The sequence below is a fragment of the Actinophytocola sediminis genome, from assembly GCF_054779715.1.
In genome coordinates, this window is record NZ_BAAGXS010000084.1 from 40,876 (window position 1) to 55,081 (window position 14,206).

At 70.5% G+C, this 14,206-nt stretch carries 11 protein-coding genes and 2 pseudogenes; 1 reads left to right on the forward strand and 12 read right to left on the reverse strand.

The features are described 5' to 3' along the window. Positions 1 to 76: 76 nt before the first annotated feature. The 3 genes and pseudogenes from ACYVIP_RS39100 to ACYVIP_RS39110 form a co-directional block, all read right to left on the reverse strand. Positions 77 to 1,576: pseudogene (locus ACYVIP_RS39100) on the reverse strand (ABC transporter ATP-binding protein); the annotation flags it as partial. Positions 1,577 to 1,655: 79 nt separating this feature from the next. Continuing rightward, positions 1,656 to 2,816, reverse strand: coding sequence for a BMP family lipoprotein (locus ACYVIP_RS39105; protein ID WP_460405909.1), 1,161 nt, complete (start codon positions 2,814 to 2,816; stop codon positions 1,656 to 1,658). Between the two features lie 339 nt (positions 2,817 to 3,155). Next, positions 3,156 to 4,343, reverse strand: a complete 1,188-nt coding sequence (locus tag ACYVIP_RS39110; protein WP_460405911.1) for a saccharopine dehydrogenase family protein — start codon at positions 4,341 to 4,343, stop codon at positions 3,156 to 3,158. 94 nt (positions 4,344 to 4,437) lie between these two features. On the opposite strand from ACYVIP_RS39110, the gene ACYVIP_RS39115 reads away from it, so the two are divergent. Beyond that, entirely contained in the window at positions 4,438 to 5,259 is an 822-nt protein-coding gene (locus ACYVIP_RS39115) for a hypothetical protein (RefSeq protein ID WP_460405913.1), read from the forward strand. A gap of 40 nt (positions 5,260 to 5,299) precedes the next feature. Here ACYVIP_RS39115 and ACYVIP_RS39120 read toward each other — a convergent pair whose 3' ends face one another. From ACYVIP_RS39120 to ACYVIP_RS39160, 9 genes and pseudogenes are all read right to left on the reverse strand, one after another. Then, the gene (locus tag ACYVIP_RS39120) at positions 5,300 to 5,638 is read right to left on the reverse strand and encodes a hypothetical protein (protein ID WP_460405915.1); all 339 of its coding nucleotides are present in this window, start codon (positions 5,636 to 5,638) and stop codon (positions 5,300 to 5,302) included. A 114-nt stretch (positions 5,639 to 5,752) separates the two neighbouring features. Then, positions 5,753 to 7,159 (reverse strand): xylulokinase, encoded by a 1,407-nt coding sequence (gene xylB, locus ACYVIP_RS39125; protein ID WP_460405917.1) that lies wholly within the window; start codon positions 7,157 to 7,159, stop codon positions 5,753 to 5,755. A gap of 52 nt (positions 7,160 to 7,211) precedes the next feature. Beyond that, the gene (locus ACYVIP_RS39130) at positions 7,212 to 8,063 is read right to left on the reverse strand and encodes a sugar phosphate isomerase/epimerase family protein (RefSeq protein ID WP_460405919.1); all 852 of its coding nucleotides are present in this window, start codon (positions 8,061 to 8,063) and stop codon (positions 7,212 to 7,214) included. Positions 8,064 to 8,083: 20 nt separating this feature from the next. Further along, on the reverse strand, positions 8,084 to 9,088 hold the full coding sequence (locus ACYVIP_RS39135; RefSeq protein ID WP_460405921.1) for a sugar phosphate isomerase/epimerase family protein: 1,005 nt from the start codon (positions 9,086 to 9,088) through the stop codon (positions 8,084 to 8,086). Then, on the reverse strand, positions 9,085 to 10,479 hold the full coding sequence (locus ACYVIP_RS39140; protein WP_460405937.1) for an alkaline phosphatase family protein: 1,395 nt from the start codon (positions 10,477 to 10,479) through the stop codon (positions 9,085 to 9,087). Before ACYVIP_RS39140 ends, ACYVIP_RS39135 begins: the two co-directional genes overlap by 4 nt. A gap of 8 nt (positions 10,480 to 10,487) precedes the next feature. Next, entirely contained in the window at positions 10,488 to 11,624 is a 1,137-nt protein-coding gene (eboE, locus tag ACYVIP_RS39145) for a metabolite traffic protein EboE (protein ID WP_460405923.1), read from the reverse strand. Beyond that, the gene (locus tag ACYVIP_RS39150; protein ID WP_460405925.1) at positions 11,621 to 12,484 is read right to left on the reverse strand and encodes a TatD family hydrolase; all 864 of its coding nucleotides are present in this window, start codon (positions 12,482 to 12,484) and stop codon (positions 11,621 to 11,623) included. The genes eboE and ACYVIP_RS39150 overlap by 4 nt, the downstream gene beginning before the upstream one ends. After that, the gene (locus ACYVIP_RS39155; protein WP_460405927.1) at positions 12,481 to 13,953 is read right to left on the reverse strand and encodes an EboA domain-containing protein; all 1,473 of its coding nucleotides are present in this window, start codon (positions 13,951 to 13,953) and stop codon (positions 12,481 to 12,483) included. Before ACYVIP_RS39155 ends, ACYVIP_RS39150 begins: the two co-directional genes overlap by 4 nt. Then, positions 13,950 to 14,206, reverse strand: a pseudogene (locus ACYVIP_RS39160) (SCO3242 family prenyltransferase); the annotation flags it as partial. The pseudogene ACYVIP_RS39160 and the gene ACYVIP_RS39155, both read right to left, overlap by 4 nt.

Genomic DNA, 14,206 nt, shown 5'->3' on the forward strand with positions numbered 1-14,206 from the left:
CCCCGCTGCTGTCCGGTCGCTCCCGTTCCTCCGGCGCGCCGGTGTGGTCGACGACCAGTTGCCCGGCCGCGTCGACCTCGCCGGCGCCGGTCATGGCCGAGCCGAGGTCCTCCGGCGTCACCGTGGCCGGGTCGGCGTCGGCGACGAAGCGGCCGCGCAACATGACCTTGATCGAGTCGGACAGGCCGATCAGCTCGTCGAGGTCGGCGGAGACCAGCAGCACGGCCAGCCCACGAGCCCGCGCGGCACGGATCTGGTCCCAGATGGCCGCCTGCGCGCCGACGTCGACGCCACGGGTCGGGTGGGAGGCGATCAGCAGCGCCGGATCGCCGGAAAGCTCCCGGCCGATCACCAGTTTCTGCTGGTTGCCGCCGGACAGCGACGCGGCGGCGACGTCGATGCCGGGGGTGCGCACGTCGAACTCCTCGACGATGCGCTGGGTGTCCCGGCGCGCGCCGGCGATGTCGAGCATCGCGCCGCGCGCGGTCGGCGGCCTGGTCTGGTAGCCGAGGATCCGGTTGGCCCACAACGGTTGGGTGAGCAGCAGCCCGTGCCGGGTGCGGTCCTCGGGGATGTAGCCGATGCCGGCCTTGCGCCGGGTCAGCGTGCCGGCTCTGGTCAGGTCCCGGCCGGCGAGCAACACCCGGCCGGCGGACAACTTGCGCATGCCCATGATCGTCTCGACCAGCTCGGTCTGCCCGTTGCCCTCGACCCCGGCGACGCCGAGCACCTCACCGGAGTGGACCACGAGGTCCAGCGAGTCGAGCAGCGCCCGACCGTCCGGGGTGCGCAGGGTGAGGCCCTCGACCTGCAGGACCTCGAGGTCGGTGACCGTCGAGGTACGGGTCTGCGGACTGGGCAGTTCGCTGCCGACCATCATCTCGGCCAGCTGGCGGCTGGTGACGGTGCTCGGGTCGACCGTGCCGACCGTGGTGCCGCGGCGGATCACGGTGACCATGTCCGCGATGGCCCGGACCTCGTCGAGCTTGTGGGAGATGAACAGGAACGTGTAGCCGTCGGCGCGCATCGAGCGCAGGGTGTCGAACAGCTCGTCGACCTCCTGCGGGACGAGCACCGCGGTCGGCTCGTCGAGGATGACGATGCGGGCGCCGCGGTAGAGCACCTTGAGGATCTCGACCCGCTGCCGGTCGGCCACGCCGAGGCGCTCGACCAGCGTGTCCGGGTCGACGTCCAGACCGGTCGCGCCGGCGAGCTCGCGGACCCTGGCCCGTGCTTTGCGGCCGATGCCGTGCAGGCCCTCGGCGCCGAGGACGACGTTCTCCAGGACGGTCAGGTTGTCGGCGAGCATGAAGTGCTGGTGCACCATGCCGATGCCGGCCTTGATGGCGTCTGCCGGGGACCGGAAGCTGACCGGCGCGCCGTGCACCGCGATGGTGCCCTCGTCCGGGCTCTGCATCCCGTAGAGGATCTTCATCAGGGTCGACTTGCCGGCGCCGTTCTCCCCGCAGAGGGCGTGCACCTCGGCCACGCGCACGGTCAGGTGCACGTCGGAGTTGGCGACCACGCCAGGGAACCGCTTGGTGATGCCGGTCAGCTCGACAGCGGTATCGGTCATCGGATGACGCCCTTCTCTCACGTCAAACCCGTGGGTGCACAGCTGGTAAGCCGTGCACCCACGGGTTCGCCGCCGATCGTCAGCTGCCGGCCGGGGTGTCCGCGACCGTTACCTTGCCGTCGATGATCTGCTGCTTGTACGCGTCGACCCACTCCTGGGTCTCGGCGTCGATCTTGCCGCCGGTGGTGGAGTAGCCGACCCCGTCCTCCGCCAGGTTGAACACCGGCGGGAGGCTCCCGAGGTCCTTCGCCGCGACCGCGGCGATGTAGTCGAACACCGCGACGTCGACCCGCTTGAGCATGGACGAGATGATCACGTCCTTGTACTCCGCGACGGTCTCCTGGTTGTACTGGTCGGAGTCGACGCCGATGGCCATCACGTTGGCCTCCGACGCCGCGGCGAACACACCCTTACCGGACGCGCCCGCGGCGTGGTAGATGACGTCGGCACCCTCGTCGATCAGGCCCTTCGCGGTCACCTGGCCCTTGGGCGCGTCGGTGAAGCCGGTCAGGTCACCGGCCTCGGTGATGTACCGGGAGACCACGTTGGCATCCGGCGCGACGGCCTTGACGCCCTGCTCGAAGCCGGCCTGGAACTTCTGGATCAGCGGGACGTTGACGCCGCCGACGAAGCCGATCGTGCAGCTCTCGCTCTTCAGCGCGGCGATGACGCCGACCAGGAACGAGCCCTCGTGCTCGGCGAACCCGAGGAAGGTGACGTTCTTGGGCGCGCCCTCGGCGAAGCCGTCGACCACCGCGAAGTTCACGTTCGGCTGCTGCTTGGCGACCGCGACCGCCGCCTCGGAGTACGCGAAGCCGACCGCGATGATCGGGTTGTGCCCTTCCTGGGCCAGCTGGCGCAGCCGGGTCTGCTTGGCGTCCTCGCTCTCCTGGTCGGTGGCCGTGAGCTCCTTGGTGTTCTCCTTCTTCACACCCAGGTCGGCGACGGCGTCGTCGAGCCCGGCCGCGGCCGAGTCGTTGAACGACGCGTCACCACGGCCGCCGATGTCGAAGGCGAGACCGACCTTGAGCGTGCTGCCGTCGACGTCGGCCGCGGTCTCGGACGTACTGGTCGTTCCCTCGGCTGCCGCCGGCTTGTCCACGGTCTGACAACCCGCCGCGGCACCGTTCTGGTTGCCTGGCGGATCGTCCGAGGATGCGGAATCCTTCGCACACCCAACCACGGACAGCACGCTGGTCAGAGCGATCGCGGTGACCGCGACTCCCCGCTTGAAGCGCAAGGCTTTCTCCTCCCGGGCTCCTTACGCCCGGCGAGCACCGGACGCAAACTTATTCGCGAGACCGTACTCCGCAGCAGGTCGAGCGCTACCGCCACGTAGACGCGCGTGACCCAATCGTTTTCGGTCTTGAGTCCGGTATGCACGGAGAGTGAACATCTGCGTGCGGTCTGACAGATCGCGCCGGCTTGTATCACACGACCCCGACAATCCACGGCCTCGAAGGCCCCTCACCGGCGACTTGTCCACAACCCACCCAGTTGTCCACAGGTTCGCCGGCACACCCCGCACCCCCGCCGTTCCCCCGGCACTATCGAGGCATGCGATCCCACCAGCCAGCACTCACACCGACGCCCGCTCGTCCACCACCCGGAAGGCGATGCCCGCCCGCGTCAGCCGGTTGATCAACGCCTCGCCCATGGCGACGGCGGTGGTCACCTGGCCGGCGGTGGCCGGCAGGTCGTCGAAGGCCAGGCACAGCGCCGACTCGCCGAGCATCTTGGCGGTCTCCCCGTAGCCGGGGTCACCGCCGCTGACCTCGGCAAGCACCCGCCGCCCACCACCCTCGGCGACGAACCGCACGCGGAACCACGACCGGGCCCGCAGGTCGGCGTCCGGCCCGGCCCCCGGGCTGAACCGGCTCAACATCAGCTTGCGCACCGGCGGGAGCTGCGCGAGCAGCACGAGCGCGCCGACCCCACCGGTCACCGCGGCGGCGAACGGCAACCGCCGGATCGCGATGTTGTGGCCGTAGGAGAAGTCCGGCCCGTAGTGGGGCAACGCCCGCGCCGAGCGCAGCACGACCAACGGGTCGACGAACGGTGCCGGCAGCGCCCACGCGCCGACGGTCCTCTCGTAGCGGGGGACCGCCTTGGCGCCGTGCACGCTCCGGTCGGCCGGCCGCTCCTCGACCTGCCGACGCCGCGCGGCGATCGAGGCCGCCTTGCGCAACCGGGAGGCGGCGGTGATCGCCGAGTGCATGGTGCCGCTGGAGGCCGTGGCCGAGACCGAGACGTAGGCCTGGACCTGGATGGGCACGTCCGCCGGCAACTGCGCCACGGTGAAGTAGGTGCCGAGGTCGGCGGGAATGGAGTCGAACCCACAGCAGTGCACGAGCCGGGCGCCGGTGGCGACCGCCCGGTCGTGGTAGCCGAGGTACATCCGGTCGACGAACTCGGGCTCGCCGCTGAGGTCGAGGTAGTCGGTGCCCTCGTCCGCGCAGGCGGCGACCAACGGTTCGCCGTAGGCGAGGTAGGGCCCGACCGTGCTGGCCACGACCCGACTCCGCGCGGCGATGTCGCGCAGCGAGTCGACATCGGTGATGTCGGCGTGCAGCAGTTCCAGCTTCGCGCAGTCCGGGTTGATCGTCGCCAAGCGGTCGCGCAGGGTTTCGAGCTTCGCCCGGTCCCGACCGGCCACCGCCCACCGACAACCGACCGGCGATTCCGCCGCCAGGTACTCGGCGGTCAACCCGCCGGTGAACCCGGTAGCCCCGAACAACACCACATCGAACTCACGGCCCACCGACATGCCAGAAACCCCTTTCCTACTCGCAAGTAGCCGACCCTACCCACCCGTCCCCGAGCGGGCATCGACCCGCCGCCCCCGAAGTTAGGATCCCGTCATGGCCCAGCCCGACCTCCAACGCACGGTCACCAGGAACACGAACGACATCATCGCCATCTACGAAATCACCACCGAGATCAACGAGAGTGTCCAGGGTCTGACCCGGACAGTCCACGCCCTGGACCAACGAGTTCAGGGCATCGAACAAACAGTCCAGGGCATCGGACACACCGTCCACGGCCTCGACAAGAAACTGCTCAACCACGACCGCCGATTCACCGAACTGGACCGGAAGTTCGCTGGACTGGACCAGAAGTTCACCGGACTCGACCAGAAATTCTCTGGGCTCGACCAGAAGTTCACCGGACTCGACCAGAGGCTCACCGGACTCGACCAGAGGCTCACCGGACTCGACCAGAAGTTCACTGGGCTCGACCAGAAACTGCTCGACCACGACCAACGGTTCACCGAACTGGACCTCAAGTTCGTCGGCCTTGGGCAGAGGTTCACCGGACTCGAACAGAAGGTCGCCAAGCTCGACCACAGATTCACCGGGCTTGAGCACAAGTTCACCGGACTGGACCAGCGGGTCTCCGGACTCGACGAACGGGTCTCCGGACTCGACGAGCGAGTCAGCAGCCTCGAGCAGAAGGTCGACGGACTCGACAAGAAGGTCGCTGGACTCGATCACACCGTCGCCGAACTCAGCGAGAAGTTCACCGGACTCGAGCAGAAAGTCGACGTGCTCGCGGAGCAGCAGCATCAGCACGGCATCCGGCTGGATCGCATCGGGGACAAGGTGGACTCGCTCGGGGCGCAGTTGGCGGAGGTGCTCACCATCGTCCGGAGTGGAGCTGGGAAGGCCGGCGACAGGGCGTGACGGTGTTGGCCCGCCGCCGTGGCGGCGGGCCAACACCCGGTCAGGTCCAGAACACCGCCAACCCGACGTTCAGCACGACCAGGCCGCCCAGCGTCGGGTTCAGCCACGACGGTGTCGTCTTCCTCAACGTGAACGTCAGCGCCAACCCGCCGATCACCAACAGCACCAGCAGTTTGATGCCGAGCTTCATGTTGTTGTATTCGGCATCCGTTGCGGGCGCCAGCAACTGCAGCGCCAGGCCAGTCACCAGCTGCAACCCGGCGCCGTGCAACCACCCGGCGTTCGGCGGCCCATCCGTGGTCGCCCGGCGCTGCACCAGGAACGAACCGACCAGCACAGCCATACCGAGCAGATGGAGGAACACCAGCAACAGCCGCACGAACTCCACGAAAAGTCTCCTTGGGTCGGCCAGGCCGGGTCAGCCCGTGGTAGCACCCCAGTTCTAGCAGGTCCACCGGACGCGACCGCGACGACCGGTTCTGGCGCCAGCCGGTCAGCTGTCACCTGGCCGGTCGAGGACCTTCGCGCGCGCCTCGGCATACCGCTCGCGCAGGCCCGGGGTCGGCTCGCCGGTCACCTGCTCGACCGAACCGAGTCGCCACCGCGGTGGGCTGTCGGTACCGGTCAACGCCCACGCCGCCTGCCTGGCCGCGCCGTCGGCGACGTACTCGCCCGGCTCCGGCACGACGACCGGCCGGCCGAGGACCAGTGGCGCCAGCTGCCGCACGGCCACCGACCGCGCCCCGCCACCGATCAGCAGGATCCGGTCCGCTCGGCAACCCTGCGCCACCAGCGCGTCCATCGCGTCGGCCAGTCCACACAGCACGCCCTCCACCGCGGCCCTTGCCTGATGCTGCGGAGTCGCGTTGACCAGGCGCAGGCCGTGCAGGGCGCCGGTCGCCGTTGGCAGGTTCGGGGTGCGTTCGCCCTCCAGGTACGGCACGAGCACGAGGCCGTCGGCGCCGGGCGGGCCGGTCAGCGCCAGCTCGGCGAACGTGTCGTAGTCGACGCCGATCATCCTGGCGACCATGTCCAGGACCCTGGCGGCGTTGAGGGTGCACACCAGCGGCAGGAACCGGCCGGTCGCGTCCGCGAAGCCGGCCACCAGACCGGACGCGTCGGCGCTCGGCTTGTCGGCCACCGCGAACACCGTGCCCGACGTGCCGATCGACACCACCACGTCGCCCGGTTCGGCCGCCACGCCGAGCGCGGCGGCCATGTTGTCCCCGGTGCCGGCGCCGACCAGCGCACCGGTGGGCAACCGGCCGGCGGTGTCCGATGGGCCGAGCACGGCCGGCAGTTCCGGGACCCGGCCCATGGCCAGCTCCAGCAGGTCCGACCGGTACTTGCCGGTCGCCGGCGCGTAGTAGCCGGTGCCGGACGCGTCGCCGCGGTCGGTGGTCAGGTCGGCGATGTCCCCGCTGCCGCGCAGTTTCCACATCAGATAGTCGTGCGGCAGGCAGACCGCCGCGGTCTCGGCCACCGACGCCGGCTCGTGTTCGGCCAGCCAGCGCAGCTTGGTCACGGTCACCGACGCCACCGGGACGACCCCGACCGCGTCGGCCCAGGCGGCCGGGCCGCCAAGCTCCTCGATGAGCGCCGCCGCCGCCGGTGCGGAGCGGGTGTCGTTCCACAGCAGCGCGGGCCGGACCACCTCACCGGCCGCCGACAGGCACACCATGCCGTGCTGCTGGCCGGCGACCGAGACGGCGGCGACGTCCTCGACGCCACCGGCCCGCTCGGCCGCCAGCCGCAACGCGTCCCACCACGCCGCCGGATCGACCTCAGTCCCCTCCGGATGCCGGGCGGTCCCACTGCGCACGAGCGCACCGGACTCCGCGTCCCGCACCACGACCTTGCAGGACTGGGTCGACGAGTCGATCCCGGCCACCAGCGGCATGGTCACCACCTCCGACAACTGACTACTAGGACGATGCCTACCTACTAGTCAACTAGAACCTGACGTCGACGAGGTAGTCATACCCGGTCTCGGCACAGCGCAGGGCGTCCACCGGCTCGTCGTTCTCGACGATGTATTCGTCGACCTCCAGCGGCCAGTTCTTCCGGAAGATCCGGGGGAAGTCGATGTTCCCCTCGCCGAGGTCGGCGAAGCCGCCATCGGGCGCCCGGTCCTTCACGTGGTACTGCTTGACCCGCCCAGCGACCTTGTAGAACTCGCGCACCGGATCGGCCCCGCCGACCACCACCCAGTACAGGTCCATCTCCAGGCTCACGTTGCGCCGCGAGGTCCCGTTCACCAGCACGTCCCACGGCCGCACGCCATCGATCGCGGCGAACTCGTGCGCGTGGTTGTGGTAGCCGAACTCGATCCCGGCCCGCCGGTAGAGCTTGCCGGCCGCGTCGAGCCTGCCGGCGAACTCCCGCCACTCGGCCAGTGTCGGGTAGTTCGCGTACGCCACGTTGCTCTTGCGGTTGCCGAGGATCTTCGCGTCGGCGATGGCCTGGTCGAGGTCGCCGTCGATGCCGACATGCGTCGAGCTGGCCCGCAGGTGGAAGCGGTCCAGGATCCTGCGGAACTCGGTGGCGGTGCGGCCGTAGGTCCCGGCCAGCTCCACCTTCCGGTAGCCGATGTCGGCCAGCGCCGAGAGGGTGCCCTCCAGGTCGGTCTCGAGGACCGACCGCAGGGTGTAGAGCTGGATGCTGATCTTGTCCCGGGGCACCCGCTTGGACCACCAGCGGCCAGTGCCATCGGCACTCGCGGTGGCGGGTAACGCCGCCGCCGCGCCGGCCGCGACCGCACCGGCCGCCGCCCCGCGCAACATCGTCCTTCTGGAGAGAGCCATGCCGAATCCCTTCCGTGCAATCAGTCCTTTGTGGAGAACGCGGCGTCGAAGGCGGCCGTCGGCTTGTCGAAGATGAGGTTCCGGATGAAGGTCACGGCCTCCTCTGCGCCACGCAGCCGGTCCATGCCGGCGTCCTCCCACTCCACCGAGATCGGCCCGGTGTAGCCGATGGCGTTGAGCGCGCGGAACGACTCCTCCCACGGCACGTCGCCGTGGCCGGTGGACACGAAGTCCCAGCCCCGCCGGGGATCGGCCCACGCGAGGTGGCTGCCGAGCCGGCCGTTGCGCCCGTCGAACCGCTTCTTGGTGTCCTTGCAGTCCACGTGGTAGATCCGGTCGGCGAAGTCGAGAATGAACCCGACCGGGTCGAGGTCCTGCCACACGAAGTGCGACGGGTCCCAGTTCAGCCCGAACGCCGGCCGGTTGTCCACCGCGGCCAGCGTCCGCTTGGTCGTCCAGTAGTCGTAGGCGATCTCCGACGGGTGCACCTCGTGCGCGAACCGCACACCCACCTCGTCGAACACGTCCAGGATCGGGTTCCACCTGCGGGCGAAGTCGGCGTACCCGTCATCGATCACCTCCTGGGACACCGGCGGGAACATCGCGACGTACTTCCAGATCTTCGACCCGGTGAACCCGATCACCGTGGACACACCGAGCTTGGCGGCGGCCCGCGCGGTGTCGGCCAGCTCGGCCGCGGCCCGCTGGCGCACGCCCTCTGCCTCGCCGTCACCCCAGATCCGCGCCGGCAGGATGTTGCGGTGCCGCTCGTCGATCGGGTCGTCGCAGATCGCCTGTCCGACAAGGTGGTTGGAGATCGCCCAGACCTTCAGACCGTGGGACTCCAACTGCGCGAGCTTGTTCGCCACGTAGTCGTCCTCGGCCAGCGCCCGGTCCACCTCGAAGTGGTCGCCGGAGCAGGCGATCTCCAGCCCGTCATAGCCCCACTGCGCGGCGAGTTTGCACACCTCCTCGAACGGGAGGTCGGCCCACTGGCCGGTGAACAAGGTGACTGGTCGACTCATCGTCGAACTCCTTCCGGTACGCCGATTCCTTGCAGTCGCAACAGCAGGTCGTGCACTTCGGTGGCGCCAAGCGCCCCGCCCGGTTCGGCATCGGGCACCGAGCAGAGCAGCACCGGCCCGTCCTCCGGCCGATCGGGCAGCCTGCCGTGGGAACCCCGCACACAGGTCGGGTCGAGCGGCACCACGCTCATCGCGTAGCGCAGCCCGGCCTTCTTGCGCACCAGGTTCATCCCGGCCTTGGCCTTGGCCAACTTGTCGGCCGGGTCGAAGAACAGCTCGGCCGGGTCGTAGCCCGGCTTGCGGTGGATCTCCACCCCACGCGCGAAGTCCGGCGCGCGGTCGTCGTCGAGCCAGTAGTAGTAGGTGAACCAGGCGTCCGGCTCGGCGGTGACCACGAACTCCCCGGCCCGGGGATGGTCGATGCCGTACCGGGACTGCTCGTCGCGCCCGAGTACCTCGTCCACCCCTGGCAGTCCGCCGAGCAGGTCGCGCACCCTCGGCAGGTCCTGCTCGTCGTCGACGTACACGTGCGCGACCTGGTGGTCGGCCACGGCGAAGGCCCGCGAGGTCCACGGGTCCAGGTACTCCATGCCGGCCTGGGTGTAGACCTCGAGCAGCCCCTCGGTGCGCAGCAGCCGGTTGATATCGACCGGGCGGCGCACCGGCGTGATGCCGTACTCGGACAACGCGACCACGGTGGCGCCCGCGTTCTGCGCGTCGGCAAGCAGCGGGCCGAGCGCGGCGTCCACCGCGCGCGCGGCGCTGGCGGCCTGCGGCGCGTCCGGGCCGAAGCGCTGCAGGTCGTAGTCCAGGTGCGGGACGTAGACCATGAGCAGGTCCGGGTGGTGCTCGGCGAGCACCTTGCGGGACGCGCCGATGATCCACTCGCTGGACCGCAGGGACGCGGTCGGGCCCCAGTACTGGAACAGCGGGAACTCGCCGAGCGCGCCGACCAGCTCGTCGTGCAGGGCGGGCGGGCGCACGTAGGCGTCTGGCGACTTGCGGCCGTCGGCGTGGTAGATCGGCCGCGGGGTCACCGTGATGTCGGTGCTCGCGCCCATGGCGTACCACCAGCACACGTTCGCCGTGGTGAACTCCGGGTGCCGGGCGCGCGCGGTCTCCCAGACCTTGTCGCCGGACACCAGCCGGTTGTGCTGGCGCCACAGGTGGACCTCGCCGACGTCGCGGAAGTACCAGCCGTTGCCGACGATCCCGTGTTTGGCCGGCATCGTGCCGGTCAGGAACGTCGACTGCGCGCTGCAGGTCACCGCCGGCAGCACGGTGCCCAGCTCGGCCTGCCAGCCTCTGTGGGCCAGCGCGGACAGGTTCGGCATGTGCCGCAACAGTTTCGGCGTCAACCCGACGACGTCGAGCAACACCAGCTGAGTGATCGACTTGGTCACCGGACCCCTCCCTCCTGGCCGAGCAGCTGGGCGGCGGCCCAGCGCAGCTCGGCGGCGATGCCGCGGATCAGGGCGGTGTCCCCGCCGTTGCCCGCGGTCTCGGGCAGCACACTCCAGGTGTAGGTCTCCACCTCGATGTGCGGCAGATCATCCACAGTGGACTCAAGGGCGGCGACGGCGGCCCGCAGCACGTCGGTGGTCGCCGACAGCGGGGCGGCCGGGCGGGCGTGCAGCGGCACATGGAAGTGCACCCGCCAGGTGCGCTTGGCCGGCAGTTCGGCCAGCGCCTGGGGCAGATCGTCCGCGCCGAGCACCACGCCGTCGCCGGTGCGCTCGCGCACCTGGTGCAGGTAGCGCGGTTCGGTGAAGTCCGCGAGCGCCAGCTGGGCCGGTTCGCTCGCCGGGTCCTCCACCTGCAGCGCGGCCGAGGCCTGCACCTTGACCACCGACAGGCCCGCCCGGTGGATCGCGGCGACCGTCTCGGCCGGGTCGGCGAAGGACACCGCGAGGTGGCAGGTGTCCAGGCACAGTCCGACATAGCGCGGGTCGACCCGGGGCGCGAGCCAGCGCACCGCGTCGGCCACGGTGTCCAGCACACACCCTGGCTCTGGCTCGACGGCGAGCCGGATCGGCCGCCCGTCGCGGTCGGCGATCCCGGCCAGCACCGCGGTCAGCTCGGTGAGCGCCGCGGTGGCCGCGGCGTCGTCGGCCTCGTCCCACGGGGTGCGCCAGGACAGCGGCAGGGTGGAGATGCTGCCGTAGGTGGCCGAGTCCGGCAGCAGGTCGGCCAGCACGGTCGCGCAGTCCAACGTGTACTCGAGCCGGCGCCGGTCAGTCCACTGCGGACGGTACACCGAGTGCTTGACCACCTCGTCGTGGAAACCGCCGTAGGGGAAGGCGTTCAGCGTGTACACCTCGAGCCCGCGCGCGTCCAGCTCGGTGCGCAGCCGGGCGCGCGCCGCAGGGTCGTCGGCCAGCACCGAGGCGAGCCCGGCCGGCAACCACAGCCCGAGCCCGAGCACGTCGACGCCGACCAGCCTGCGCACCGGTTCGGCGTACCGGTCCAACTGCGCCAACACACCCGGCAGGTCCTCGGCCGGGTGCACGTTGGTGCAGTAGGACAGTGGCGTCACGCGCCACCGCCGCGCAGCACCGAGTTACCGGCGAAGGTCTCGCCGGACGCGGTGAACCCCGGTAGCTCGTCGAGCACCAGCCGGTCGCCCTGCCCGTAGAACTCCACCGGGTTCTGCCACAGCACTTTGTCCACATCGGACTCGTCGAAGCCGGCCTCGAGCATGGCCAGGCCGGTCTTGTAGGTCTTCAACGGGTCCGAGCGGCCCCAGTCGGCGGCCGAGTTCACGATCATCCGGTCGGTGCCGTACTCGCGCAGGATCGCCACCATGCGCTGCTCGTCCATCTTGGTGTCCGGGTAGATGGAGAAGCCCATCCAGCAACCGGAGTCGGCGACCACGGCGACCGTCGGCTCGTTGAGGTGGTCGATCAGCACCCGGCCGGGCGGCAGGCCGGACTCGTCGACCACGTCCAGGGTCCGCCGGGTGCCGGCGAGCTTGTCCCGGTGCGGGGTGTGCACCAGCGCGGGCAGCTCGTGCTCGATGGCGAGCGCCAACTGCTTGGCCAGGACCGCGTCCTCCTCCGGGGTCATCGAGTCGTAGCCGACCTCGCCGACCGCGACCACGCCGTCCTTGGCGAGGTAGCGGGGCAGCACGTCGAGCACCTCGCGGCACCGGGGATCGTTGGCCTCCTTGGGGTTCAGCGCGATCGTGCAGTGGTGGCGGATGCCGAACTGCGCCGCCCGGAACCGCTCCCAGCCGATGAGGCTGTCGAAGTAGTCGGTGAACGACGCGACGCTGGTGCGCGGTTGGCCGAGCCAGAACGCGGGCTCGACCAACGCGCGCACGCCGACGGAGAACATCGCCTCGTAGTCGTCGGTGGTCCGCGAGGTCATGTGGATGTGCGGGTCGAAGATCCTCACGAGCGAACCTCCAGCAGTCGTTCGGCGTCGGCCGGGACGTCCCGGCCGGCGGCGCGTCGTTCCTGCGCGTAGTCGGCGACCATGCGCAGCAGCTCGCTGTCGGCGCGCCGGTCGAGATCGGCGACCGCGGCCAGCGGCACCCCGACGAACAGGCACTTGAGCACGCCGTGGCGCCAGGTGTGCGCGTCCAGGTTCCTGGCCGCGAACTCACCCATCGCGCCGGCCACCAGCCGGATGTCGTTGGCGCGCAACGCGTCCTTGACGATCTCCAGTCCGGTTTGGGCGATCGTGGCCGGCAGTGCTGGCAGGCCGCGCAGCACGCCTCGCCGTTCGGCGTCGTCGCCGTAGCGGTACAGCCGGGAGACCTCCTCGGCCAGCGTGTCGCCGTCGAGCACCTCGGCCAGCACGGTGAGCAGCCGGGTGCGGGCGAGGTCGTCGACGGTGCCGTGCACCAGGCCCTGCTGGTCGGACTCGGGGCGCAGGGCGGCGCGGCCGACCTTGCGCCCGACGGCGGGGAACAACGTCGCGATCGTGCCCGGGTCGGCGCGGACCCGGCGTTCGGCATCGACCAACCAGGGATGGTCCACCTGTGTCACCCACTCCACCTCGCGTTCCTCTGCTCGTTGCGCCGGGTCGGGCACCAGTGCCGCCCGCAGCGCGCCGATCGCCCTGGCCGCCACGGTCGGGGCCGCGTGGCTGTGCCGGGGCAGTTCGACCGCCGCGATCCCGCTGTAGCCGACCTCGGTCAGCGCGGCCAGGGTCGCCGGCAGGTTCAGCTCGCCCTCGCCGAACTCCAGGTGCTCGTGCACCCCGGGACGCATGTCGTCGAGCTGCACGTTGACCAGCAGGCCGGCGGCCTCGCGGATGCACGCGGCCGCGTTCATCGGCTCGACCGCGACGCAGTGGCCGACGTCCAGGGTGATGCCGAGCGGTTCGGGGGCGTCGAGGTCGGTGTGCAGGCGCAGCGCGTCGGCGAGGCGCTCGACGAACATGCCGGGCTCCGGCTCGAGGCCGAGCCGGACCCCGCGCGCGGTCGCCTCCGCCAGCACGCTGGCCACGCCGGTGCGCATCCGCTGCCAGGCCACCTCGGGGTCCACTGTGGAGGGACGGATGCCCGACCAGAAGGACACGCAGTCCGCGTCCAGCTCGGCGGCGATACGCACCGCGCGGCACAGGAAGTCGATCCGGCGTTCCGGCTCGTCGCAGACCAGGGTCGGATGGTGTTTCCTGGTGGGGTCCAACAGGAAGCGGGCACCGGTCTCGACCACGCAGCGCAGCCCGAGGCGACCGAGCAGCCCGGCGACCCGGTCGGTCTCGGCCCGCACGTGCTCGCCGTAGGGGTCGAGGTGGTGGTGGTCGATGGTGAGCGCGACGGCCGTGTAGCCGAGGTCGGCGATCAGCCGCAGCGCGTCGTCGAGGCGGTGGTTGGCGAAGCCGTTGGTGCCGTAGCCGAGGTGGAACGTGGTCATGTCGGACTCACCTTCCTGGACAGCCTGCGGGCCAGCGGCAGCGCGGCGACCACCGCGAGCGCGCCGAGCAGGGAGCCCCGGCGGGCGGCGAGCGCGGCCTGGAGCGGGACCATGCCGTGGATCCCGGTCATGGTCGCGTGCCGCACGGTCGCGGCCGACGGATCGGCGCGGGCGGCGAGTTGGGCACGCCCGACGGTCGCGGTGTAGAGGGTGGCGGCCGACAGCGCGCCGAGCCGGTGGCTGGCCGAGCGGG

Coding starts and splice junctions, on each gene's coding strand:
- ACYVIP_RS39110 (WP_460405911.1), bottom strand. CDS start 4,343: ATGTCGGTGGGCCGTGAGTTCGATGTGGTGTTGTTCGGGGCTACCGGG.
- xylB (WP_460405917.1), bottom strand. CDS start 7,159: ATGCCGCTGGTGGCCGGGATCGACTCGTCGACCCAGTCCTGCAAGGTC.
- ACYVIP_RS39155 (WP_460405927.1), bottom strand. CDS start 13,953: ATGACCACGTTCCACCTCGGCTACGGCACCAACGGCTTCGCCAACCAC.
- ACYVIP_RS39130 (WP_460405919.1), bottom strand. CDS start 8,063: ATGGCTCTCTCCAGAAGGACGATGTTGCGCGGGGCGGCGGCCGGTGCG.
- ACYVIP_RS39135 (WP_460405921.1), bottom strand. CDS start 9,088: ATGAGTCGACCAGTCACCTTGTTCACCGGCCAGTGGGCCGACCTCCCG.
- ACYVIP_RS39115 (WP_460405913.1), top strand. CDS start 4,438: ATGGCCCAGCCCGACCTCCAACGCACGGTCACCAGGAACACGAACGAC.